The 24,413-nt window shown below is 65.2% G+C and carries 22 protein-coding genes and 1 pseudogene; 15 read left to right on the top strand and 8 right to left on the bottom strand.

Annotated features, from left to right (window positions below; translation table 11 throughout):
• Positions 1 to 47 precede the first annotated feature (47 nt).
• On the bottom strand, positions 48 to 1,625 hold the full coding sequence (locus ACHMWQ_RS01835; RefSeq protein ID WP_396306179.1) for an ABC transporter substrate-binding protein: 1,578 nt from the start codon (positions 1,623 to 1,625) through the stop codon (positions 48 to 50).
• A 248-nt stretch (positions 1,626 to 1,873) separates the two neighbouring features.
• On the opposite strand from ACHMWQ_RS01835, the gene ACHMWQ_RS01830 reads away from it, so the two are divergent.
• The 11 genes and pseudogenes from ACHMWQ_RS01830 (at position 1,874) to ACHMWQ_RS01780 (ending at position 13,148) form a co-directional block, all read left to right on the top strand.
• On the top strand, positions 1,874 to 2,476 hold the full coding sequence (locus ACHMWQ_RS01830) for a helix-turn-helix domain-containing protein (protein WP_396306178.1): 603 nt from the start codon (positions 1,874 to 1,876) through the stop codon (positions 2,474 to 2,476).
• A 187-nt stretch (positions 2,477 to 2,663) separates the two neighbouring features.
• Positions 2,664 to 4,217: a sugar ABC transporter ATP-binding protein gene (locus ACHMWQ_RS01825; protein ID WP_396306177.1), complete on the top strand. Its 1,554-nt coding sequence runs from the start codon at positions 2,664 to 2,666 to the stop codon at positions 4,215 to 4,217.
• Complete coding sequence (locus ACHMWQ_RS01820) at positions 4,214 to 5,221, top strand: ABC transporter permease (protein ID WP_396306176.1); 1,008 nt, start codon at positions 4,214 to 4,216, stop codon at positions 5,219 to 5,221. The genes ACHMWQ_RS01825 and ACHMWQ_RS01820 overlap by 4 nt, the downstream gene beginning before the upstream one ends.
• Positions 5,218 to 6,231 (top strand): ABC transporter permease, encoded by a 1,014-nt coding sequence (locus tag ACHMWQ_RS01815; RefSeq protein ID WP_396306175.1) that lies wholly within the window; start codon positions 5,218 to 5,220, stop codon positions 6,229 to 6,231. Before ACHMWQ_RS01820 ends, ACHMWQ_RS01815 begins: the two co-directional genes overlap by 4 nt.
• Before the next feature lie 100 nt (positions 6,232 to 6,331).
• Positions 6,332 to 7,552, top strand: coding sequence for a sugar ABC transporter substrate-binding protein (locus tag ACHMWQ_RS01810; RefSeq protein WP_354554011.1), 1,221 nt, complete (start codon positions 6,332 to 6,334; stop codon positions 7,550 to 7,552).
• 59 nt (positions 7,553 to 7,611) lie between these two features.
• Positions 7,612 to 8,901 (top strand): histidinol dehydrogenase, encoded by a 1,290-nt coding sequence (gene hisD, locus ACHMWQ_RS01805; protein WP_396306174.1) that lies wholly within the window; start codon positions 7,612 to 7,614, stop codon positions 8,899 to 8,901.
• 26 nt (positions 8,902 to 8,927) lie between these two features.
• Entirely contained in the window at positions 8,928 to 9,971 is a 1,044-nt protein-coding gene (locus ACHMWQ_RS01800) for a LacI family DNA-binding transcriptional regulator (protein WP_396306173.1), read from the top strand.
• Positions 9,961 to 10,533: a hypothetical protein gene (locus ACHMWQ_RS01795; RefSeq protein WP_396306172.1), complete on the top strand. Its 573-nt coding sequence runs from the start codon at positions 9,961 to 9,963 to the stop codon at positions 10,531 to 10,533. The genes ACHMWQ_RS01800 and ACHMWQ_RS01795 overlap by 11 nt, the downstream gene beginning before the upstream one ends.
• Positions 10,534 to 10,546: 13 nt before the next feature.
• A complete protein-coding gene (locus ACHMWQ_RS01790) occupies positions 10,547 to 11,437 on the top strand; it encodes an N-acyl homoserine lactonase family protein (protein ID WP_396306171.1) in 891 nt (296 codons plus the stop codon).
• On the top strand, positions 11,437 to 12,375 hold the full coding sequence (locus tag ACHMWQ_RS01785) for a 3-hydroxyacyl-CoA dehydrogenase (RefSeq protein ID WP_396306170.1): 939 nt from the start codon (positions 11,437 to 11,439) through the stop codon (positions 12,373 to 12,375). The genes ACHMWQ_RS01790 and ACHMWQ_RS01785 overlap by 1 nt, the downstream gene beginning before the upstream one ends.
• A gap of 1 nt (position 12,376) precedes the next feature.
• Positions 12,377 to 13,148: pseudogene (locus ACHMWQ_RS01780) on the top strand (SDR family NAD(P)-dependent oxidoreductase).
• A 34-nt stretch (positions 13,149 to 13,182) separates the two neighbouring features.
• Here ACHMWQ_RS01780 and ACHMWQ_RS01775 read toward each other — a convergent pair.
• The 7 genes from ACHMWQ_RS01775 to ACHMWQ_RS01745 form a co-directional block, all read right to left on the bottom strand.
• Complete coding sequence (locus ACHMWQ_RS01775; RefSeq protein ID WP_396306169.1) at positions 13,183 to 13,938, bottom strand: hydroxypyruvate isomerase family protein; 756 nt, start codon at positions 13,936 to 13,938, stop codon at positions 13,183 to 13,185.
• A 22-nt stretch (positions 13,939 to 13,960) separates the two neighbouring features.
• The gene (locus ACHMWQ_RS01770) at positions 13,961 to 15,004 is read right to left on the bottom strand and encodes a zinc-binding alcohol dehydrogenase (RefSeq protein WP_396306168.1); all 1,044 of its coding nucleotides are present in this window, start codon (positions 15,002 to 15,004) and stop codon (positions 13,961 to 13,963) included.
• 4 nt (positions 15,005 to 15,008) lie between these two features.
• Complete coding sequence (locus tag ACHMWQ_RS01765; protein ID WP_354553997.1) at positions 15,009 to 15,836, bottom strand: carbohydrate ABC transporter permease; 828 nt, start codon at positions 15,834 to 15,836, stop codon at positions 15,009 to 15,011.
• Positions 15,836 to 16,762: a carbohydrate ABC transporter permease gene (locus ACHMWQ_RS01760; RefSeq protein ID WP_396306167.1), complete on the bottom strand. Its 927-nt coding sequence runs from the start codon at positions 16,760 to 16,762 to the stop codon at positions 15,836 to 15,838. The genes ACHMWQ_RS01765 and ACHMWQ_RS01760 overlap by 1 nt, the downstream gene beginning before the upstream one ends.
• Positions 16,763 to 16,783: 21 nt before the next feature.
• Positions 16,784 to 18,055, bottom strand: a complete 1,272-nt coding sequence (locus ACHMWQ_RS01755) for an ABC transporter substrate-binding protein (RefSeq protein WP_396306166.1) — start codon at positions 18,053 to 18,055, stop codon at positions 16,784 to 16,786.
• A 189-nt stretch (positions 18,056 to 18,244) separates the two neighbouring features.
• Complete coding sequence (locus tag ACHMWQ_RS01750; protein ID WP_396306165.1) at positions 18,245 to 19,303, bottom strand: LacI family DNA-binding transcriptional regulator; 1,059 nt, start codon at positions 19,301 to 19,303, stop codon at positions 18,245 to 18,247.
• A 181-nt stretch (positions 19,304 to 19,484) separates the two neighbouring features.
• A complete protein-coding gene (locus ACHMWQ_RS01745) occupies positions 19,485 to 20,162 on the bottom strand; it encodes a GntR family transcriptional regulator (RefSeq protein WP_396306164.1) in 678 nt (225 codons plus the stop codon).
• Positions 20,163 to 20,359: 197 nt separating this feature from the next.
• Between ACHMWQ_RS01745 and ACHMWQ_RS01740 the strand changes: the two genes are divergently transcribed.
• From ACHMWQ_RS01740 to ACHMWQ_RS01725, 4 genes are all read left to right on the top strand, one after another.
• Positions 20,360 to 21,604 (top strand): ABC transporter substrate-binding protein, encoded by a 1,245-nt coding sequence (locus tag ACHMWQ_RS01740; RefSeq protein WP_396306163.1) that lies wholly within the window; start codon positions 20,360 to 20,362, stop codon positions 21,602 to 21,604.
• 63 nt (positions 21,605 to 21,667) lie between these two features.
• Positions 21,668 to 22,603 (top strand): carbohydrate ABC transporter permease, encoded by a 936-nt coding sequence (locus ACHMWQ_RS01735; RefSeq protein WP_396306162.1) that lies wholly within the window; start codon positions 21,668 to 21,670, stop codon positions 22,601 to 22,603.
• A gap of 8 nt (positions 22,604 to 22,611) precedes the next feature.
• The gene (locus tag ACHMWQ_RS01730; protein WP_396306161.1) at positions 22,612 to 23,442 is read left to right on the top strand and encodes a carbohydrate ABC transporter permease; all 831 of its coding nucleotides are present in this window, start codon (positions 22,612 to 22,614) and stop codon (positions 23,440 to 23,442) included.
• A 23-nt stretch (positions 23,443 to 23,465) separates the two neighbouring features.
• A complete protein-coding gene (locus ACHMWQ_RS01725) occupies positions 23,466 to 24,413 on the top strand; it encodes a dihydrodipicolinate synthase family protein (protein WP_396306160.1) in 948 nt (315 codons plus the stop codon).

Raw genomic sequence — 24,413 nt, 5'->3', positions numbered from 1 at the left:
AAGAGGGCCGCCGGTCGGATGGGATCTGACCGGCGGGCTTCAGCGTATCAGGGCGCCAGCCAGGCGTCCTTGATGGTCTTGAGGAAGCCGGTACGCATCGGCTTGTAGTTCTTCAACTGGTCGGTATGCGCGGTCAGGATCAAGGCATTGACCAGCGGCACGATCGGCATTTCTTCGAGCGAAAGCTCCTGCTGGCGCTTATAGGACGCCTTGCGGGCTTCCACGGTCGTGCCGGACTTCGCCTCGTCCAGGATCTTCGTCATCGCGTCCGAGCAGCTTTTCTGGACGTTGATGCCGGTGTTGCAGGAATAGTTGCTGGTGACGAAGTCATCGGGATCGGCGAGTGGGCTGACCCAGTACATCGCCGTCATGTCGAACTTGCTCGGACCCCAGACCTCGTCCCAGTAGCGCGGGATTTCCATGGTCGAGATCGTGGCCTTGATACCGACGGCGGCGAGGTTCGCCTGGATGATCGGCGCCATCGCGACCATGGCCGGGAAGGACGAGGCCATGGTGAGGGACGTCTCGAAGCCGTCCGGGAAGCCGGCCTCGGCCAGCAGCGCCTTGGCCTTTTCGGGATTGGCGGCCGGCGTGAATTCCTTAAGGTCGGCATAGGCCCAGTTCCACTCCGGGATCACGCCGCCGAGGATCGGCTTCGCCTGGCCGAAGAAAGTGCCGGCGGTGATCGCCTGGCGGTCGATCGCATGCGCGATGGCCTGGCGGACCTTGGGATTGTCGAGCGGCGCCGTGGTGTTGTTCGGCAGCAGCCAGTAGTAGCGCGAACCTTCCAGCGCCTGGCCGGTGAGGCCGGGAGTGGCCGAAATCGTCGACCAGTCCTTGGCCGGGATCTCGTTCGAGAAGTTCACCGTGCCCGAGATAAGCGCGTTGGTCAGCGCCGTGACGTCGGCGATAAGATGCATCTCGATCGCGTCGAAATACGGCTTGCCCGCTTCGTAGAAGTCGGCGTTGCGCTCGAAATTGACCATCGAGCGGGGCGTGTAGGAGACGAACTTGAACGGACCGCTGCCGACCGGCTGCGAGTTCAGGTCATGGCCGCTTTCGGAGAGCTTCTTCGGCACAATCGAGGAGCCCGGGAAGGCCATGTAGATCAGGAACGGGCCGGTCGGCTTGGTCAGGTTGAAGCGGACGGTCAGCGGATCGATGACGTCGATCGAGGCGATCGTCTCGACCTGCGAGGCGTAGGAATAGCCGCTGTCGGGCGCGCGCAGGCGGTCGAAGGTGAACTTGACGTCTTCGGCGGTGAGCGGGTCGCCATTGTGGAATTTGACCCCCTCGCGCAGCTTGAAGGTGTAGGTCTTGCCGTCCTCGGAGACCTCGTAACGGGTCGCGAGGTCGGGATAGGGCTTCGCGTCGGGATCGAGCGACATCAGCGTCGAATAGACCTGCTCGATCACCACATGCGACATGCCGCTCGGGCCGCGCGCCGGATCGAAGCCGGCCGGGTCGGCCGAGAAGGCGAGCTTCAGCACGCCGCCGCGTACCGGCTCGTCCGCGAACGCCGGGGCCATGCCGAGCGGCAGGCCGACCGCCATCACGGCAGCCGCCGCGACACCCGCCTTCAGAAGGAAACGACGGCTTACCGTCGAGCGCCGATGGTGTGTCATATTGGATCGATCTCCCTGCAATCGAACGCTTTCCGCGCTGCGATATGTCCATCGCCGATTGGCTCCCGCGCCCCCTCGGCACGGTTGACCAAAAGTTGAATACACTTGAATGTCAGTAAAGTCTTCTCTTGGGTCAAGCGCAAATACCGGTCATGCCCAGCCGTATTTCTGGGCAGCCAGGCGCTGTTTTCGCTCCGCCGGTTGCGCTACAAGGGCATTCAATCGCGGCCAAGAATGTAAGCTCGTCAATGCGTGAATTGAATAAGGTCATGGGTGCCGACGACGAAGCGGAGACGCCTTCGCTCGGCGCGCAGTTGCGCCATCTTCGCCGGCTCAAGGGATTGCGCTTGAAAGACCTCGCGCTGGAGCTCGGCTGTTCGGAAAGCATGCTTTCCAAGGTCGAAAACGATCGTGCCGATCCGTCGCTGCATCTGCTGCACCGTTTGGCGGAGGCGCTCGGAACGCCGGTGCAGGCGCTGTTCAGCGATACGCCCAAGGCGCCGCTGACCGTCTATCGAAACGGCGAACGTCCCATCCTCGCGCTCGAGCGGCACGGCTCCGGCCCGCCGCTCGCCAGCTTCGAGCGGATGATCCCTTATGCAGAGGGCCGGACGCTCAACGCCAATGTGCATGTCGTGCCGCCGGGCGGCGGCTCGAACGGCATCCTGCGCCATGTCGGCGAAGAGGTCGGCTATGTCGTCGAGGGCACGATCGAGCTGGTCGTCGACGGCCATGCGGTGGTGATCGGTGCCGGCAGTTCGTTCTTCTTCCAGTCGTCGCTGCCGCACAGCTACAGCAATATCGGTACGGTCGTCGCCCGCATCGTCTGGGTCAACTCGCCGCCCTACTGATGGCGGCGGCGTTTTTTGACCACCGCAGCTCTTTCTGAGCCGCCTGGAAGCTGCCGTCATCGGCGGGCAGCAAGTCCCGCGAGTTGAATCCGCCGTCGAGGCTGTTGACAGCAGGTTCTGACTGAATCAGTATGAGAACGTTCTCAGAGAACGTTCTCACTGACGATATGGACCTTGGGAGGGGCGCATGGTCAGAGACGGGCAAGCTGCGCTCGCGGTCCGCGCTGTTTCCAAATCCTATGGCGCCACCGTCGCGCTCGAAGGCGTCGACCTCGTTTTGCAGCCGGGCGAAGTGCATGCGCTGCTTGGCGAAAACGGCGCCGGCAAATCCACGCTCGTGAAGATCCTGAGCGGCGTCGTGCGTCCCGATGGCGGCGCGATGTCGCTGGCCGGCAGCGCTTTTCAACCGCGCACCATTCTCGATTCCAGGAGCCACGGCGTCGCCACGGCGTTTCAGGAGCTAAGCCTGCTGCCGAACCTGACGGTGGCCGAAAACCTGATGATGCCGCGCATGCCGCGGGGCAGGACCGGCCTCGCTTCCGCCTCGGCGGCCCGCCTGGCGGCATCCGAAATCCTGCGGCGCTACGATCTCGCGCGCATCGACGCCGACGAGACGATCTCCGCGCTTTCGCTCGCCGATCGTCAGCGGCTCGAGATCGTTCGCGCCATGGAGCACGCGACCAAGGTTCTGGTGCTGGATGAGCCGACGGCCGCCCTTTCCGAGGTCGAATGGCTGTTTGGACTGGTCCGGCAAATCACCGCCCGCGGCGTGGCCGTCCTCTACATTTCGCACCGCCTTGCCGAGGTGCGCGCCCTTTGCAGCCCCGCGACCGTCCTGCGCAATGGCCGAAGCATCGCGACGGTGGATCTCGCCGGTGCTTCCGACGCCGACATTTTCGAGATGATGGTCGGCCGCGCCGTTCGCAACGACAAGACGCCGCGTCCCTCGCGCGGTTCCATCGCGCCGGCGTCCCTTGCCGTCGCCGGGCTTGCGGGTGGGCAATTGAAGGATGTCAGCTTCACGCTTCGACAGGGCGAGGTGCTGGCGGTCGCGGCGCTGGAAGGGCAGGGGCAGCGCGACCTGTTTCGCATCCTCGCCGGTCTTGCCAGGCCTGCGGCCGGAAGCATCCACATTGACGGCAAGCCGACGGTGCTGCGCAATCCGCAGGGCGCGTTGAAGGCCGGGCGCGGCATCGCCTATGTCCCGGAAGAGCGCAAGACCGAGGGCATCCTGTCCAGCCTCACGGCGGCCGGGAACATCACCCTGCCGGTGGCCGGCCGTATATCGCGCGGCGGCCTCGTCTGGAGCGGGCTTGAAGCCAAGGCGGCCGCTTCGGTCGCCGAGAGCGTCGATCTCGCGGCCCGGTACCTGTCGTTTCCGATCGCCGATCTTTCAGGCGGCAACCAGCAGAAGGCGCTGCTCGCGAGGACCCTGCTGACCGGCGCGCAGACGCTGCTGCTGTTCGATCCCACCCGCGGCGTCGATGTCGGCACGAAGCAGTCGATCTACGCCGCCATCCGCCGCTTCGCCGATGCCGGCGGTTCGGTGCTGTTCTATTCGTCCGAACTACCCGAGGTCACCGATCTCGCCGATCGCTGCATGGTCCTCTATGGCGGCCGGATTTTCGCGGAGTTCCACGGCGAGGAGCTTGAGGAGCAGCGCCTGGTCGGGGCGCTGGTAGGTCATGCCGCCGTGCCGAAGGGTGCGCCGCGCAAGGCGGGTTTGGAGACGGGTTCATGAGTGCCAGCGCGGTGCAGCCGCTCGAGCGGAATGGCGGCGGACGCAAGTCCAACTGGGTCAGGGCGCTCACCAGCGGGGCCGCCATCGTCACGCTGCTCTACATCGTCCTCTACGCCCTTTACGCCATGTGGGAGCCGCGGGCGCTCTCGTCCTATACCTTCACCAATCTGATCAACAATGCCGCGCCGCTGGCGATCGCCGCCGCCGGCGAGACGCTGGTGGTTCTGAGCCGCGGCTTCGACCTCTCGGTCGCCGGCGTCGTGTCCCTGACCAATGTGTTCATGGCCGTCTGGCCGATGGAAGGACCCGGCGGAGCTTTGATCAGCCTGCTCGGCTGCTGCGCCATCGGCGCGGTCGTGGGGACGGTCAATGGCTGGCTGGTCGCGGTACTGCGCCTGCAGACCATCGCGGCGACGCTCGGAACGATGATCGTCTGCCAGGGGCTGGCCCTGGTGATCCTCGACGCGCCCGGTGGCATGGTTGCCGACTGGGTTTCCTATGAACTGACGGGAACGCTGTTCGGTGTCGTGCCGATCGCCGGCCTGATCATCGCTGCGGTCGCGCTGCTCTGGCTCGTCTTCCTGCGCACCAATACCGGCATCGGCATCTACGCCGTCGGCGCGGACGAGCAGGCGGCCATGCTTTCCGGCGTGTCGGTGACGCGCGTTCGCTTCGCCGCCTTCGTTGGCGCGGGCATGCTGTATGGCGTTGCCGGCTTCATGCTGAGCGCGCAGACGGCAACCGGCAATCCGAATGCCGGCGCGCCCTTCCTGATGCTGGTCTTCGCGGCCGTGGCGCTGGGCGGCACCTCGCTTTCCGGCGGCCGGGGCGGGCTGATCGGCTCGATCGTCGGCGCCGGCTGCCTGATGCTGTTGCAGAAGGTGCTGTTCTCCGGCGGCGTCTCGTCCTTTTACACCGGCATCTTCCAGGGCTTCGTCCTGATCCTCGCCATCCTATTCGGCCGCTTCATGCCGCGCCTGTTCAACGCCGGAGCGAAGAAATGAGCGTATCGGAACCCAAGGGCGCCGCCTTCCAGGCTTCGGCGGATTTGCGTCGCGGCGGCGGCATGTCCAGAGAGACGACCAACGCCATCATCGTGTTCGGCCTGAGCATCCTGCTCATCCTCGGCTCGCGCTTCGTCAGCCCCGCGCTCGGCTCGTGGAGCCAGGTGCTGACCGTGCTGATGCTTGCCTCGTTCCTGATTGTGCTCTCGTTCGGACAGGGGCTCGTGATCCTGGTCGGTGGCCTCGATCTCTCCATTCCCGCCGTGATCACGCTCGGCGGCGTGCTCGCCACCGGCTGGGCGGGCGGAGGCGGGGAGTGGTACGTACTGCCGGCGATCCTGGCGATCTGCGGCCTTGTCGGCGCCTTCAACGGCTTCGGCGTCACCGTGCTCAAGATCCCGCCCTTCATCATGACGATGGCGACGTCGATCATCTTGGCTTCCGCCGCGCTCGGCTATACCAGCGGCACGCCGCGGGGCGCCTCGCCGGCCGCGATGACCGCGCTGATGAAGACGACCTGGGTCGGGATTCCGGTCGTGGTCTATTTCGTCGTCCTTTTCGTGTTGGCCGGCTGGCTGCTGCAGAGCCGGACCGTTTTCGGCCGCAAGCTCTACGCCATTGGCGCCAACGATCAGGCGGCGCGGGTGGCCGGCGTCGCCATCGGTCCCGTGACGACCCAGGCCTATGTCGTCAGCGCCATCTGCGCCGGTTTCGTCGGCATGATGCTGGTCGGCTACGCCAATGGCGCGACGCTCCGGATGGGCGACAACTATCTTTTGCCTAGCATTGCGGCGGTGGTGATCGGCGGCTCTTCGATCCTCGGCGGGCGCGGCAGTTTCATCGGCACGGTCGGCGGCGCTGTCCTGCTGACGACGCTGGGCACGGTGATCGCGGCGATCGGCCTGGAGCAAGGCTGGCGAACCGTGATCGAGGGCGGGATCATCGTCGCCGCCCTGTTCTTCATGCGCGAGGAGTTCTTCGCAAGGCTGCGACGGCCGAAGCGAAACTGACGGGAGGAGTCCGCTCCGGCCGATGCGAGAGGCTTGCCTGTTTGTGAGAACGTTCTCACCGCATCGTCGGGCGTTCCAGGGAAGGAAGAGGAGAGGAAACATGATGAATTGGAAGCGTATCAGCAGGGCCACCATGCTCTGCACGACGGCAGCGGTGGCGCTGGCCGGTCTCGTCGGCTCGGCGCATGCCGAAGACAAGAAATTCAAGATCTATCTGAGCCTCAGCTATAGCGGCAATGCGTGGCAGTCCGAGGCGGCGAACATTGTCAAGGCGCTGGCCGCCACGCCGCCCTATGACAAGCAGGTCGAACTGATCGAGGTCATCTCGGGCACCGATCCGCAGGCCCAGATCTCCGCCTATGAGAGCATGATCGAGGCCGGCGCCGATGGCATCGTCACCTTCCCGATCTCCTCGACGGCGCTCAATCGCGTCATCAAGCGCGGTTGCGAGCAGGGCGTGAAGTTCTTCACCTATGACGCAACGGTCACGGAGCCCTGCGCCTACAATGTTAGCTACATCACGGCAGGGTTCGGCGAGAATTCCGCCCAGGCTCTGGTCAACGAGCTCGGCGGCAAGGGCAAGATCTTCCTGAGCCGCGGCGTGCCGGGCAACTCGGTCGACAAGCGTCACACCGACGGCGCGATGCACATCTTCAAGCAGTATCCGGGCATCGAGATCGCAGCCGAATATTATTCCTACTGGGACGACCGCACCACCCAGCAGGAGACGGCCAAGGCGCTCGCGGCCCATCCGGATGTCGATGGCATCTGGGCCCAGGCCGGCGAGTATGGCGCGATCCAGGCGCTGCAGGATGCCGGCACCAAGCTTGTGCCGATGACCGGCGAGAATTCGAACGGCCTGCGCCTGGCGCTCGCCAATCCAGACATGCAGGCCAAGGGCCTGAAGGGCGTCTCGGCCGGTTCGCCGCCGGCGCAGTCGGGCTACGCCTTCAAGCTGCTGATGGAAATCCTCACCGGCAAGCGCACGCTCGAGGCGACCAACATCGAGTACCCGCTGCCGTGGGTGCCGGCCGCTTCGGTCAAGCTCTGCGAAGGCGAGACGTTCGAGAACGGCTGCAACGCCTTCCCGGATGGCAAGGTGCCGTCTTCCTTCGTGACGGAAGTGTTCAATCCGGAACTGCTGCCCGAATTGTCCCTGCTCTCGGCGCTCGAAGGCAAGCCGACCCCGGGTGCCACGATCCAGCCGCTGCCGGCCGAGATCGTCAAGGCGCCGAACGAGCCCGGCATCAACTGCCAGAACTGCGAGCCGCCGGCGGATCTCTACAAGCTGACCAAGATCCAGCCGACCGTGAGCCCCTGAAGCAAACCGGTGGACGGCTTCGGCCGTCCACCATCCCTTTGACGAGACGAGGAACGAGAATGGCCAAGTATCTGAAGCGCGGTCAGGATCAGAGCACGGTCGCGGACAATGACGCGAAGGTCCGCGCGACGGTGGAAGGCATCCTGGCCGATATCGGCAAGCGCGGCGACGCGGCTGTCCGCGAGCTTTCGGAGCGCTTCGACTCCTGGTCGCCGGAGACCTTCCGGTTGAGCGACGCCGATATCGAGGCGGCGCTGTCCAAGGTCTCGAAGCAGGATCTCGACGACATTCGCTTCGCCCAGGCGCAAGTCCGAAACTTTGCAGAGAAGCAGCGCGCCTGCATTCTCGATCTGGAGGTCGAGACGCTTCCCGGCGTCGTGCTCGGCCACAAGAACATTCCGGTCAATGCCGTCGGCTGCTATGTGCCGGGCGGCCAGTATCCGATGGTCGCCTCTGCGCATATGAGCGTGGTGACGGCCAAGGTGGCGGGCGTGAAGCGCATCGTCGCCTGCGCGCCGCCGTTCAAGGGTGGGCCGCATCCGGCGATCGTCGCGGCAATGCACCTCGCCGGGGCTGACGAAATCTATGTGCTCGGCGGTGTCCAGGCCGTGGGCGCCATGGCGCTCGGCACCGAGACGATCGCCCCGGTCGACATGATCGTCGGCCCCGGCAACGCCTTCGTCGCCGAAGCCAAGCGCCAACTCTATGGCCGCATCGGCATCGACCTCTTCGCCGGCCCCACGGAAACGCTGGTGATCGCCGACGACAGCGTCGATGGTGAGATCTGCGCCACCGACCTGCTTGGCCAGGCCGAGCACGGCAAGAATTCGCCGGCGGTTCTCCTCACCAATTCGGAGAAACTCGCCCGCGATACGATGGCCGAGATCGAGCGCCAGCTGCTGACGCTGCCGACGGCGGCGCTCGCCGGCCAGTCCTGGGCCGATTATGGCGAGGTCATCGTCTGCGACAGCTACGAGGAGATGGTGGCGGAAGCCGATCGGATCGCCTCGGAGCATGTCCAGGTCATGACCCGCGATCCCGACTACTTCCTGGCCAACATGACCAATTTCGGCGCGCTGTTCCTGGGCTCGCGCACCAATGTCGCCTTTGGCGACAAGGTGATCGGAACCAATCACACCCTGCCGACCAAGAAGGCCGCTCGTTATACCGGCGGGCTTTGGGTGGGCAAGTTCCTCAAGACCTGTACCTATCAGAAGGTCCTGACGGACGAGGCCAGCGCGCTGGTCGGTGAAGTTTGTTCGCGCCTCTGCATGCTGGAAGGATTCCACGGTCACGCCGAACAGGCGAACATCCGCGTCCGTCGATTCGGGGGGCGTAACGCCGCCTGATCACCATGGACCGCGGAGGATTGATCATGGCCGACAAGGCGAGTGGACGGGAGCGCAAACCGCGCATCACCGTCAAGGATCTGGCACGCGACCTCAACATGTCCGTGTCGACCGTCTCGCGGGCCTTTCATCCGCACGCGGTCATCGCGCAGCAGACGCGCGACGCCGTGCTGAAGCGGGCGCAGGAGATCGGCTACCGGCCGAACCCCTTCGCCCGCAGCCTGATCACCAAGAAGACGCGCATCGTCGGATTGGTGGTGTCGGACATCACCAATCCCTTCTATCCGGAGGTCGTCACCCGGATGACCGAGGACCTGCGCGCCTATGGCATGAACGTCATGCTGGTGGCGGCGCAGGCCCCGAAGGAGATCGATGACGCGGTCCGCCTGCTGCTCACCTATCAGCCGGATCTCGCCATCATCCTTGCCTCGCGCCTGTCGCCGGAGGTTCGCGACGAATGCGAGGCGCAGGGTACGCCTGTCGTGTTCTTCAACCGACTGTCCGAGGACGATCATTGCTTCGGCGTCAGTTGCGACAACCGCGTCGGCGGCGCCATGGTCGCCGACTTTCTGATTGATCGCGGCCATGAACGTCTTGCCTATATCGCGGCAAGGCCGGACGCCTCGACCAATGTCGAACGTCGCGCCGGATTCGTTCAGCGCGCCATCGAGCGCGGCCTGGAAGAACCGGTCTGCGTCGAAGCCGGGCTCTTCTCCTATGAAGCGGGCTATGGCGCGGCGGCCGCTTATGGAGCGCTGCCCGTCCGGCCGGACGGCGTCTTCTGCGCCAACGACATTCTCGCCATCGGCTTCATGGACGGCGTGCGCCGCGAACTGGGCCTCGCCATCCCGCAGGACCTTTCGGTCGTGGGTTTCGACGATGTCGCCATGGCCGCCTGGCCGTCGCACGGGCTGACGACGGTGCGCCAGCCCGTCGAGGCCATGCTGAAGAGCACGGTCGATATTGCCCGCAAGGTTTCCGCCCATGCCGCGACCGAGCCGTTCGTCCAGCGCATCGCGCCGACGGTGCTGGTCGAGCGCCAGTCCACGAGGGATCGCCATGCAGACTGACAAGGCTGGGCGGGCGCTGTTCGAACGCGCCGTGACGCTGCACCGGGAGGATTGCTCCGCCCTGGCCGAGCCCGCGCGTTTCACGGCCAGCGCCGTCGCGGCGCCGTCCGACGAGGCGCTGGCCGATCAGGTCGTCGCCTACCGCATCGAGGCGGGCAAGGCGTATGAGGCATTTCGCCGGCTTATCGGCCAACTGGCCGGGCTGCTGATCCTGGTCCAGGCCAGCGGCCGGCGTGAAGTGCTGGACCTGCCGGATCTGCCGATCGCCGACGAGCGCTGGCAGAAGGCCGGCGAAACGCTGGCGGCGCTCCATGCGCCCGGTGGTCTGGCCGCCCACAAGGCAAAGCTGGACGCGACCTTTGCGCATATCGGCGCCGGTCTCCGGCATTTCCGCCGCTTCGGCGAGCTCGGCGGCGGCGAGACGGCGCTCGCCATCGCTTCGAACGAGATCAACGCGGCCTACCAAGCCCTGAGGAGCGCCTCCGACATGGAGGCGGGGCTTAGCATGGTCGATTTCAGCCAGGCCTGCTGTTCATGCATGGTTCAACCAACACTGCGCTAGGGAGGAAGATTACATGGGCGATTATTCGATCTGGGTGCTCGAATACAGCTATGTCACCAACTATCACAAAAGCGGCGTTCTCTATGGCGCCCACAATCAGGGCTATGTGAAGCTTCCCTATTGCTATGCCGTGATCAAGGGCAATGGCCATACCGCCATGATCGACGTCGGCTATAACGACAAGGACTATGGCAAGGTGCTGGGAGACCGCTTCGGCGTCGAGAACTGGCGCTCGCCGCGCACGGTGCTCGGCGGCGTCGGCGTGACTCCGGAGGACGTGGATACCGTCTTCGTGACGCACGCCCATTTCGATCATTTCGGCAATGTCGAGGACTTCCCGAACGCCACGTTCTACATCCAGGAGCGCGAGATCGCGAAATGGGCCTGGGCGATGGCGCTGCCCGACCGGATGCGCTGGATGATGACCGCCGTCGATCCCGGCGACATCGTGCGCGGCCTCGATCTCGCTCGCCAGCGCCGCCTCGTCACCGTCGATGGCGCCCGCGCCAACGTGCTGCCGGGTGTCGACCTGCACGCCGCCTTCGACAGTCACACCTTCGGCTCGCAGTGGATCACGGTGCGCAATGACGGCCAGGACGACTCGTCCGACACCTGGGTGCTCGCCGGCGACCTCGTCTATGTCTTCGACAACATCGAGGGACCGGGCGGCGCCGTCGACGTCAGCGATCCGATCTACGTGCCCGTCGGTCTCGCCACCGGCAGCCAGACCAATCTGGTCCTGGCGACCGAAGAGATGATGAAGCAGGTCGGCTACGAAGCCCGCCGCGTCATCCCGATCCACGAGGAGCGCCTGCGTGATCGTTTCCCGTCGCGGATCACCGAAGACGGCCTGCGCATCACCGAAATCTGCCTCGCCGATGGCGAAGCCTCGAAGGTAAGCTGATGCAGTCGATCCGCAGGGTTGCCATTGTCGGCGCTGGACTGGTCGGCTCGGGCTGGGCGATCGTCTTCGCCCGGTCCGGCGCGACGGTGCGCGTCTACGATGCCGAGGCGTCGATCCGCGCCTCGGTGCTGGACCGCATCCGCGCTAGCCTCGCCGACATGCGCGAGGTCGGGCTGGTCGACGATGTCGACGGCATAGCCGGCCGCATCACGGTGGCCGACACGCTGGCCGACGCGGTATCGGAGGCCGACTACATCCAGGAATCCGTGTTCGAGCGCGTCGACGTCAAGACGGCGATTTCGCTGGCGATTGACGCCGCGATGCGCCCGGATGCGATCGTCGGCAGTTCGTCCTCCGGCATCCCGGCCTCGGCCTTCACCGAAGGCTGCGTGCATCGCAGCCGCTTCCTGGTCAGCCATCCGGTCAATCCACCGCATCTGGTGCCGGTAGTTGAACTGGTGCCGGCGCCCTGGACCGACCCGGATATCGTGCCGTTCCTGCGCACCGAAATGGCGCGCTTCGGCCAGGTGCCGGTGGTCGTCAATCGCGAGATCGCCGGCTTCATCCTGAACCGGCTGCAGGGCGCCCTCCTGAACGAGGCCTGGGCGCTGTTCGAGGAAGGCTATGCCAGCGCCGCCGACATCGACGCCACCGTCGCGCATGGCCTCGGCCTGCGCTGGTCATTCATGGGGCCATTCGAGACGATCGATCTGAACGCACCGGGCGGCGTCGCCGACTACGCCCAACGCCTCGGGCCGCTCTACCACTCGGTCGCTCAGGACCGCACCCAGCCCAGGCCGTGGTCGGAGGATCTGGTCGGCAAGGTTGCCGCCGAACGGCGCGAGGCGCTGCCGGGCGAAAGTCTCGCAGATCGCCGCGCCTGGCGGGATGGCAGGCTGATGCGCCTGATGGCACACAAGCAGGCGCAGAAGGACTGACATGAGCGGTCAGCCATCGATCGGCGCGCAGGCGCTTCAGGGCAAGGTCGCTCTCGTCACGGGCGGCGCGGGCGGCATCGGCGCGGCGATCGTCCAGGCGCTGGCCGCTTCCGGCGCTACCGTCCTTGTCGGCTACAACACATCCGCCCCGGCGGCCGAGGCGCTGGTGGCCTCGCTGCCGGGCGAGGGCCATCGGGCCATGCCAGCGCCGGTGACGGACACCGAGGCGATCGAAGGGTTGGCCGGGGATGTCGAGAGGCTCGTCGGGCGGCTCGACATCCTAGTGAACTGCGCCGGCACGACCCGTTTCGTCGCGCATGGCGATCTTGACGGGCTGGACGACGAACTGATCGACCGGGTGCTGGCGGTCAATGTGCGCGGCCCGATTGCCATGGTTCGCGCCTTCCGCACATTGCTGGCGCAATCCGGCGATGGGCTGGTGGTGAACATCTCGTCCATCGCGGCGGTCACGGCGATGGGCAGCAACATCGCCTATTGCGCCTCCAAGGCGGCGGTCGACAACCTGACGAAGTCGCTGGCGCGCGCGCTGGCGCCCCAAATCCGGGTCGTTTCGGTCTCGCCCGGGCTCGTCGACACGGAGTTCGTCAAGGGGCTCGACCCCGGAATGGCGCGACCGGCAGGCGGCGCAAACGCCGCTCGCCCGTCTCTCCGCCCCGGAAGAGGTGGCGAACGCCGTGCTGGCGGTCGCAAGCCTCCTGACCTTCACGACCGGGTCGGTGATCCCGGTCGATGGCGGAAGGCCCCTAAACTAACGATGAGCCCAGCCGCCTCGGACAAACAATTGGCTCAGGCGAGCACGGCAGCGAGGCTTCCGACCGTGTCGCGCGTCGGCTTGTATTCGAGACCGACCATGCCTTTGTAGCCATTCGCCTCCAGCCAGGTGACACGCGCCTGCCAGTCGAGCTTGCCGGTGCCGGGTTCATGGCGGCCCGGGGCGTCGGCGAGATGGACATGCGCCACGCGGTCGACGCGACCCCCGAGAACCTCGCCGATGTCCTCATCCATGACGGCGGAATGGTAGATGTCGTAGAGGATCTTGATCTCGGGTCGTCCGACCTCGTCGATGATGTCGAGGCCTTCCTTGGTCGAAGGCAGGAAATAACCGACATGGTCGACGAGCGTGTTGAGTGGCTCGACGGCGAGCACGATGCCGGTTCCATCCAGGATATCGGCAGCCTTGGTGAGCGCATCGACAAGCGCCCGGCGCTGCTCGGCGCGGCTGCGGCCGGGAAGGTCCGCACCCGCCTGGACGATCAGTACCTTGGCGCCCAGGCGCTTGGCGACGGCGATCGAGCCGGGCAGGCCGGCGAGGAATGCCTCATGCTGGGCCGGATCGGTCAGCGGCACCATCGGCTCCGCGCAGAAGCCGGCGACCGGAAGACCGGTCTCCTTCAGCGCCGCTTCGATGGCGTCGATGTCCTTGTTGCCGAACATCCAGAACTCCACGGCGGACAGGCCGGCCTTTTTGGCGAGGCGGATCCGGTCGGCGAAATCGGGCGCTTCGGCGGGGAAAAGCCATTCAAGACAGGCGGAGTATTGCATGACGAAGTCTGGTCCTTCGGGATCAGGAACGATAATCGATGAGAACTTGCATGACCTCGGGCGAGCCCTGGTCCAGCAACTGGTAGCCGCGCGCGGCGTCCTGCAGGGGGACCCGATGCGTGACGAAGCCTTTCAGATCCTTCGAGTATACATCGAGGAATTCGCGCGCGATCTGCGCCCGACGCGGCACCGACCAGAGGGGTCCGAGAAACGGATTGACCGACCCGACCTGCGACGAGACGATCCGCGGCCGGTTATGGTGGAATTCGCCGGAAAGGCTGAGGCTCTCGAACGTGCCGCCATACCAGGACATGGCGACGACGAGGCCGTTGAAGCCGACGGTGCGGATGGCCTCGTTGAGGGCAGGGGCGGCGCCCGAGACTTCGATCACCGCGTCGGCGCCGCGGCCTTCGGTCAGCTCGCGCACCCGTTCCGCCACCTTGTCCTCGCCCGGCCGCAACACATGATCGGCGCCGCCCTTCAGAGCGAGATCGCGCCGCAAATCGATGCCGTCGACGCCGATGATCGTGCGGGCGCCACCCCGCTTCAGAAGGCGGGTAACGATCTGGCCGATGACGCCGAGGCCGGAGACGACGACGTCGGCGCCCAGAGGCAGATTGGCGTCGAGCACGCCGTTATAGGCCGTGTTGAGGTTGGAAAAGAAGACGCCGAGTTCCGCGTCGTCGAGATCACCGAGCGGGATCACCGCCTTGGCGCTCAGCACGGCGTGACGACCATGCGGGGCATAGGCATAGACGAGGTCGCCGAGCTTGACGCCCGTGGCCGCCGAACCCAGTTCGACGATCCTGCCGACCATGGCGTAGCCGTAGCGCGCCGGCCAGTTCCAGTCGGCACCGCCGCCGAGGAACAGCCGCGTCGCCGGGTCCATGTGCTGGCGCCACTGCGGCGCCAGTCCGCGAAAGACGTTCAGTTCCGTCCCGGCGCTGATGCCGGACACGAGTGCCTCGATGACGACGTCCTCGGGACCGGCCGCCCGCAGCGGCTCGTCCTCGATCGTCAGGCTGCGGGGGCCGTTGAAATAGAGCGAACGCGTCATGGCGTCCATGGCATTACCCTTTCACGCCGCCGGCCAGAAGGCCGCCGACCAATTGCTTGCGGAAGATCAGGAAGAGCAGGATGGCCGGCAGGGCGATGATGGTGCCGCCGGCCATGACCTGGCCCCAGGAGAAGGAATAGGGATCGAACAGCCCCTGCAGGGCGAGCGGCAGCGTCTTGACGTCGGCCTTCGAGATCAGCGCCAGCGCCATCAGATATTCGCCCCAGGAGAGGACGAAGGCGAAGGTGCCGACCGCGATGATGGCGGGCCTGATCAGCGGGATGACGATGCGCGTCAGCGCGCCGACACGCGAGCAGCCGTCGATCATCGCCGCTTCCTCGAGCTCCTTCGGGATGGCGTCGATGTAGCCCTTGAGCATCCAGACCGCGATCGGCATGCCGAGCGCCAGATGGGTAAAGATCAGCGCCGTCAGCGTGTTGGTGAGCCCGAGCTGGCGCACGATGACGACCAGCGGCACCAGCACGGCGAGGCTCGGCAGCATCTGCGTGCCGAGGATCAGCAAGCCGAAGAAAGTGCGGCCGTGGAAGCGGAAACGGCTGAGCGCATAGGCCGCCGGCAGCGCCAGCGCCGTGGTGATGATCGCGACGACGATGCCGACGATCAGGCTGTTCTTGAGCGCGATCAGGAATGGCTTTTTGGCGAGGATCGCCTCGTAATGGACGAAGGTGAGCCGCTGCGGCCAAAGCCCGCCGCCGGTGATGTCGGTCTCCGGCCGGACGGAGGCGACGAACACCCACAGGATGGGAACCAGCAGCAGGAACAGGACGACGAGCGTGACCGCATCGAGGCCGGCTTCGCGGAGCGGAGAGGTGCGGCGCATCAGTCGATCCTCCGGGCGCGAAGCGCGAACATCGAGGCGATGAACAGCAGAACGAGCATCACGATGCTGATCGCGGCGGCGTAGGCGGGCCGCAGATCGAGGAAGACCGCCTTGTACATGGCGATGCCGACGAGCGTGGTCGCATCCTGGGGGCCACCCTTGGTCATGATCCAAGGCAGGTCGAACGAGTAGAAGGCGAGGATGCCGAGTACGAGGCCGACGGTGACAACGGTGTTCTGGATGGAGGGCACGGTGACGTGCCAGAAGCGCGACCAGGCGCCGGCCCCGTCCACTTCAGCCGCCTCGTAGAGTTCGTCCGGGATGGACTTCAGCGCGGCTAGAAGCGCGATCACCAGGAAGGGCGTGCCCTTCCAGCCGGAGATGAAGATGATCGTCGCGAAGGCGAGGACGGGATCGTTGAGGACGGAGCTGTCGCCGGCGATGCCGATCAGGTGCAGGAAGGAGTGGATCGGGCCGACATCGCTGTCGAGCAGGAAGCGCCAGCCGAAGCCAAGCACGATGAAGGGCGTCACCCAGGGGAGCAGGATCAGCGCCGAGGCCGTGCGGGCGATGCCGGTTTCGCGGTTCAGGAGAAGCGCGATCGGCATGGCGAGCAGAAGTTCGACGAAGACGGTGCCGAGCGTCCAGATCCAGGTCCGTCCGAAGGATGCCCAGAGCTGGGTGTCCTGCAGCAGCGCACGATAGTTGACCAGACCGCCCCATTTGGGAAGGGGCTGCCGCAGCATGTACCAGTCCTGGAGCGACAGCCAGAAAGCGTAGCAGAGCGGAACGATGGCAATGGCAAAGGCCACGAAGACGGCCGGACCGATCATGCCATAGGGCAGCCAGCGATCCGGCAGGAGGGAGCGGCCAGGAGAGCGAGACGCCGCCCTGGCCACGGTCACGGATTCCTGGCGTGCTGCCATGGCCATGCTCTGTTCGAAGCCCTAGCGAGCCAAGACTTCGTTGATGGTGGTGCAGAGCTGAGCCGTCGCCTGGTCGGTCGTCTGTTGCCCGAGGGCGACGGCCTGCACCGCCTTCTGGATCGTGTCGACCTCAAGCTGTCCCATCTGCGGGATCGCCTCGCTCGGATACTGGTAGGCGCGGGCGTCCTGCAGCTGCTCGACGAACAGCGGATAGGGGAACGCCGTCCACGGCTCGCCCTTCGCAAGCGAGACGCTGCCGGGAATGAACCCGCCTTCGGTCGCGAGCATCTTCAGGGCGTCGCCATGAGTCGCGTAGAGGATCCACTTGGCAGCGGCTTCCTTGTTTTCGGACGCATCCCAGAGGACCAGCGGCCAGCCACCGAGGAAGCCGGAGCGGTTCTTCGGGCCTGCCGGCACCTTGGCGATCGCGACTTGGTCGAGGAAGGCGGCCTTGTCGTTCTGCAAGTCCTTGTAGAGGCCGGCATCCGAGAGGATCATGGCGAACTTGCCATCGCGGAAGCCCTTGCGGAACGTGTCGCCGCTCATGCTTGGCGCGTCGGGATGGGTCGCCTTGTTCTTGTAGACGCTGACATAGGTATCGAGCGCCGACTTGAACTCCGGCGTGTCGAAGCCGCACTTGCCGTCTTCGCCGATCATGCGCGCGCCATAGCCCAGATAAGCGCTCATGAAGTTCTGCACGGTGAAATAGTCGAGGCTCATGGAGAGCGCCGCGCCATAGGTGCCGCCCTTGGTCAGCTTGGTCGCGTCGGCCGCGAAATCCGCCCAGGTCTGCGGCGGTTTCTCCGGGTCGAGGCCGGCATCCTTGAATAGGTCCTTGCGGTAGTAGAGCGCGCGCGTCTCGACATTGACCGGAGATGCCCACCACTTGCCGGCAAGGTTGTAGTAGCCCTTGTCGCCAGGCCAGACGTCGGCGGCGACATTGGTGCCATGCTCCTTGTCATAGGCGGCAAAATATTCGTCGAGCGGGGCGAGGGCGCCGGCCGACTGGAACTGCGCGACCACGTTGTTGCCGAGCATGGAGACATCCGGCAGGCCGCCGGCCGAGAGCGCGCTGACGAGGCGCTGCTGCTGCTCGGACCAGGGCACGATCTCCATGTTGATCTTGATGTCGGGGTTGGCCTTCTCGAACGAGGCGATGGCGCCGTTCCAGGCGGCGATATCGGCGTCGCGCGTCGAGAACTGCCAGAAGTTGACGGTCGTTTCCGCCAAGGCGGGGGCCGTGAAGAAGCCGGCTGCGATGGTGGTCGCGGCCAATAGTGCGGTGATGCGCATGGTAACCCTCCCGAGTCATGGCTCTGCCGCGGGTGGTGCGGCGGCCGGCGTTTCCTCAAAAGACTCTCTTTTAGCGATCCCGTCTTGCGCGGGATTTCCGACACGCGTTTGACGCTCTGCCGAATGTGTTATCGATGACACATTGCCTAATCGATAGCATTGGCGAGACCGTTGTCAATCGCCGTTCGATCAGGACTTTGGGTGCGGTGCGATACCGGCCGACCGGCGCACCACCAGCCGGGTGGGCAAAACCGTTGACATGACGACGCTCCGGCCCTCGATCGCGTCGAGTGCAGCGCGAAAGCCGAGCCGGCCGAGATCTTCCATCGGCTGGGCCACGGTGGTCAGTTGCGGCGCCAGGTTTGCCGCCAGCGTGTCATCGAAGCCGATGATCGAGAGGTCGTCGGGCACGCGGAGGCCTTCTTCATAGATTCCCTGCAGGGCGCCGGCCGCAAGGATATCGCAGGTGGCGAAGATCGCGGTCGGGCGTTTCGAGAGCGCCAGCAGCGCCTTGATGTGGCGATAGCCTTCGATGCCGGAACCGCCATCCTCGATATGGTAGTAGCGTCCCAGCCGGATCAGGCTTTCGTCGATGGGGATCCCGGCCTGCCGCAGGCCCTCGCGATAGCCGGCAAGGCGCTCGTCCTCGACGCTGGTGAAATGCCGGTCGCCGCGGTTGATCAGCTCAGGGTCGCCGCCGATGAAGGCGATGCGTCGGTGGCCGAACTGGACCAGATGGGCGATCGCTTCCAGCGCGCCGGAGAGATTGTCGACCCGGATGGAAGGCGCTTCGATCGTTGCCGCGCGCTCCAGCTGGATGACAGGGATCGCGGCCTCCGTCAGCAACTGGACATTGTGGCGATCGATCGCGTTGGTGAACAGCACCGCGTCGACCCGACGCTCTATGAAACGCTCGACACCGAGGCGTTCGCGTTCGGCGCTGCCATTGTGGTTGAACAGGAAGGTCTTGTAGCCCTCGGCCAGCGCCTCTTCTTCCGCCCAATGCGCGACATTGACGAAGAAGGGGTTGGCGGTGATCGCGGTCAGCATGTGCCCGACCGTGAAGCTGCGCTGCTGGCGAAGCCCGCGCGCCACTGCGTTGGGCCGGTATCCGGTCGCCTTGATGGCGGCCTCGACCCGGCTGCGGGTGACCTCCGAGACATAGCCCTTAGCTTTCAGCACCCGGGCCACGGTCGCCGTCGATACACCGGCGCGTTGAGCGACTTCCAGCAGCGTCGAGGGCTTCATTGCCACACTCCATCCCCCGAATGGCTGTAGCGATTGAACAGCGCAGAGGCAAGGCGGGGCTGGAATGCGAGGCTTCAAGCGGCTGGTCGCTTCGTACGACGCTATTTCTGCATGAGGTGGGCTCGCTGCACAGGGTATTTCCCCCGCGCCGTGTCAGACGACCCAGTTTTCTCACGACGACCTATGGATCCGTCCGTGACTTCGCAGCCCTGTTCTGCGTTGCCTCGAAGGCATCCAGCACATCATTCAGGGTCGCGCGGACATGCTTGCCGCTGATCTCCCGCGCGCGGGACGGATCGCGGTCGCGGAAGGCGTCGAGTAACGCGTGATGCTCGGCCCGGACACGATCCGCGTAGGCCTGGGTTCGCCCGCGTTTGTAAAGAAGGCTCTCGCTCAGGCCGTAGTAGCGAGGGATGATGACCTCGGCCGCTTCGACATTGCCGCCATGCATGTTGATGAAGCGGTGGAACGCATAGTTCGCGGAGTCGATGCGCGGCCAGTCGAGCGCGTCCAGAGCCGCGTCATGCGCTGCCTGCAGTGCTTCGAGCTTGCGAAGCGATGACAGGGACGCCTCCTCGGCGAATTGGCAGGCGAGAAATGCCTCGAGCGCCTCGCCGATCTCATGCGAGTGGATCAGTCGCTCCCGGTCCAGCGCCCGGGCGCGGACGCCGCGGTTCGGGAATATCTCGACCAGGCCCTCGCCTTCGAGCTGCTGCAGCGCTTCGCGCACGGGCTGGACGCTGACGCCGTATTTCTCGGCAAGCGCGTTCAGCCGCAGCCAGCCGCCGAGCGGTATCTCGCCCGCGATGATCTCGTTGCGCAGCAAGTTGGCCACGCGAACATAGTTGGTCTCGCCCACCGGCTTCGTCACGGCCCCAGATCCTGCTGTCAGACGGCTTTACGCAATGACGGGTTTCGTCGATCTCGTCAAATCATATATAATCTTGACAGAAGATATACGATTTGAAAGTCTGCCTGGGCGTGCGGCGGCAGGAGGCCGATCGCGTGCCCGTCGGGGAGGAGCTCCGGTGGAACCAGACATTGGGGAAGAGACGCATGTTGAAAGCCCTTATCCGCGGCGCCGCCCTCGGGGCGGCGCTGGCCGCGTCGACGCTGGTCGCCCAGGCGCAGACCGAGCTCGACTTTGCTTCCTGGCAATTGGAAGAGCCCGGTAATGCTGATTGGTGGAAGGCCGCCATCAAGGCCTTCGAGGCCCAGAATCCCGATATCAAGATCAAGCAGAACTACATTCCGTTCGCGGATTATCTGACCCAACTGACCATCCGCTTCGCATCGAACCGCCCGCCGGCGGTGATCCAGATTTCTGAGCAGAATTATGGAGCCTATGCCTCGCAGGGCTGGCTCGCGCCGCTCGACGCACGGATCCAGGGCACGGATATCGCGACCGATTGGGCCAGCGCCCAGGCCGACCTGAAATGGGATGGCGAGACGCGCGGCGTCCTGATCTCGAACAGCGCGCTGATGCTCTTCTACAACGAGGATCTGTTGCAGAAGGCCGGTGTCGCGGCGCCGAAAAACTGGGATGAATTCAAGGCCGCGGTCGCCAAGCTGACGGACAAGCAAGCCGGCACGTTCGGCCTGTCGGCGGTGACGACCGAACACCCGACGGCGGTCGAAGACCTGCACCGCTACGCGATGTGGGCGGGAACCAGCCTCGTCAAGGACGGCAAATACAATCTGACGGCGCCCGAAGTCGTCGCGGCGCTCGACGCCTATCGCCAGACCGTCGGCCAGAATGCGCCGCTCGGCAACAATTCGGCGGTAGCGCGCCAGCTCTTCGTCGATGGTCGCACGGCGTTCCTGATTGATGGGCCGTGGGTGTGGTCCTGGCTTGAAAAGGCGACGCCGGCGATGCGTCCCAAGCTGAAGATGGTACGCACGCCCTTCGACCCGCAGGAAGCGCCGGGCGGCATCACCATCCATATCGCCGAAGGGCTGGACGAAGGCACCGCGGATGCTGCCTGGAAGTTCGTTCAGTTCGTCACCCAGCCGGAATGGCAGCGCGCCTATCTGAAGCAGACCGGACAGCCGGCCGGCCGCAAGTCGCCCGTGCTCACCAGCGATGACATCGCAGCCGCCCCGCAACTTGAGATCATCAGCGCCGCGGCCATGGCCAGCAAGCCCCTGTTCCCCACGGACCAGCGGATCCGCGGCAATTTCGCGGAATACTCGGCCATTCTGATGACGGCGGCCCTGAAGCTGCTTTCGACCCAGGAACCGACGGACGCGGTCCTGAAGGCCGCACAGGATCAGCTCGAGGCGGCGATCCCGCTCGACTAACGAGCCCGATGGCGGACGGCATTCCGTCCGCCTCCTTCCACCGACAGGGTCGATACAATGGCAATGACGAGCATATCGGCAGCCAGAACGCGGCGCGCCGGCTGGCTGGATCTGAGCTTCGAGCGGCGACAGACCTTGCTGTCGCTGGCGTTGCTGATGCCGGCCGTCGTGACAGTCCTGGTGCTGATCGTCTATCCGCTCTACCAGGTCTTCGAGATCTCGCTGCGCGAGGGCAAGGTGATGAACTTTGCCCGGATCAGCGCCTTGCCGCTCGGCTTCGGCAATTACAGCCGCGTGCTGTCCGATCCGCAGTTCTGGCGCAGCACGACGACTTCGGCGATCTATGTGGCGGGAAGTGTTGGCGCCGCCCTGCTGATCGGCTTGGCGACCGCGTTGCTTCTCAATCGACGCCTGCCCGGCACGCGCATCTTCCGGACCCTGATCCTGATCCCGTGGGCGGTGCCCGGTGTCGTCGTGTCGATCATGTTCCTCTGGATCATGGATGGCTCGTTCGGCGTCTTCAACGCCATGCTTCGCGACATTGGCCTGCTATCCGGCGACCATGCCTGGTTCGTCGATTCCCGCACGGCGCTTCTCGCGGTCATCGTGCCGACGATCTGGAAGACCTATCCGCTCATCACGCTGACGATTCTGGCGGCGCTGCAGTCGATCCCGACGGAGATCTATGACGCGGCCGAGGTGGATGGCGCCAAGGCGGTGCAGAAATTCGTCCATGTCACCTGGCCGGGCATTCAGGGCGCCACGGCGCTGGTGGTGATGGTCAGTTGCCTCGGTGTGTTTCGCGATGTCGACATCATCTTCGCGACGACGGGCGGCGGGCCGGCTCACGCGACCGAGACGCTGGCGCTCTACGTCTACAAGGAAGCTTTCCAGTATTTCCGCATGGGGGCCGCGACCGCCGTCGGCACGATGATGATCGCCTTCGCCCTTCTCATCTCGATCCTGCTCGGCGCCGTGGCGCGCCGGTCGAAATATTGAGGCCCGCGATGAAGATCGGAACCGTGCTCTCCTGGATCGCGCTGCTGGGCTTTGCGCTCGTCACGCTGTTCCCGTTCTACTGGATGGTGATGACCGCCATCATGCCGACGGATGCGATCCTGTCGCGCTCGCCGTCGCTGCTGCCGGACTTCTCCCGCATTCGCTTTGACGCCTTTGTCGGGATTTTCGCGCGCAGCGCGTTTCCGACCTGGATGATGAACAGCCTGATCGTCGGCGTGCTGACGACGCTCTTCAGTGTCGTGGTCTCCACGCTGGCCGGCTATTCGCTGTCGCGCTATTCCGGCGTCGTGCAGCAATCGCTCGGCGCCATGCTGCTGATCAGCAAGCTGATCCCGGCCAGCCTGATCCTGATCCCGCTATTCATCATCTACAATCTGATGGGGATCTTCGACACCTATCTCGGTCTGGTCCTCGCCAACATGACGATCAGCGTGCCGCTCGCCAGCTGGCTGATGAAGGGCTTCTTCGACCGGATCCCGCGCGAATTGGAGCAGGCGGCGATGATCGACGGCGCCAGCCAGATGCAGGCGCTCCGACTGATCGTGCTGCCGCTGGCGAAGCCGGGCATCGCGGCGGCCACCGTCTATGTCATGCTGAACAGCTGGTCGGAGTTCATCTTCGCCCGAACCCTGATCTCCTCGCCGGAGCGCCAGGTTCTGACCGTTGGTATGCAGTCCTTCGTCGGCGAACAGATGGTCGACTGGCAGTTGCTGATGGCCGCCGGCACCGTGTCCATCCTGCCCGCCATCATCCTCTTCGCCTTTCTTGAGCCCTTCCTGGTCAACGGCATGACCAAGGGCGCCCTGGCCGGCACCTGAACCTTCGCTCTGGAGTGAATATCTTGAAACTGGATCGTGAATCCTTTCGCGGCATCTATGTCATCGTCGTCACGCCCTTCACCCCGGCGCTGGACATCGACGAGGATGCGCTGCGCTCGACCGTAAGGTTCTGCATCGACGCGGGTGTGCACGGGGTCGTCACCACCGCGAACGCCAGCGAAGTCGGCTATCTCTCCGAGACCGAGCGCCGGCGCGTGGCCGAGATCGTCGTGGACGAGGCGGCCGGCAAAACGGTCTCGGTGGTCGGCGTTTCGTCCGCGCACTACCGGATTTCCGCCGATCTGGCGCGGCATGCCCGCGACATCGGCGCGGGCGGCGTGATGGCGATGCCGCCGACGTTCCATGCCCCCACGCTGGACGAGATCCGCGAATTCTATCGCCAGGTGGCGGGCGCCACGGATCTACCTTTCATCCTTCAGAATGCCATCGGTCCCGGGGCCACGGTGATGTCGCCGCGCCTGATGGCCGACATCATCGACGAACTGCCGACGGTCCGTTTCATCAAGGAAGAGACCGCCTATCCGGCGCAGATGACCGGCGACGTCATCGCCCTGGCCGGCGACAAGCTGCTCGGCGTCATGGGCGGCCGCGCCGGCAAGACGCTGATGGAAGAGATCCCGCACGGCATGTGCGGCACCATGCCGGCCTGCGAGATCGCCGACGTCCATGTCGCGCTCTGGAACGCGATCGAGGCCAAGGACGAGGCGCTGTCGCGCCATATCTTCCGCCACCTCCTGCCGCTGCTCGACTTTGAGGCGTCCTACGGCATCCCGCTTTGCAAGGAAGTGCTGCGCATGCGGGGCGTCATTCCGAGTTCAGCATGGCGGCAAACCGGTTACCGCGCGCTCGACCGTCATGCGCTCAACGAGGCCAGCCTCATCCTGGACGGGCTCAGCGAGTTCCTGCTGCCCGCCTATCGCCACGACGCGGCCGACCGTCGTTCCGCCTGA

The organism is Kaistia sp. UC242_56, assembly GCF_044452255.1.
In the GTDB taxonomy this organism is placed as follows: Bacteria; Pseudomonadota; Alphaproteobacteria; order Rhizobiales; family Kaistiaceae; genus Kaistia; species Kaistia defluvii_A.
This window is presented reverse-complemented; position numbering and strand designations above follow the sequence as displayed.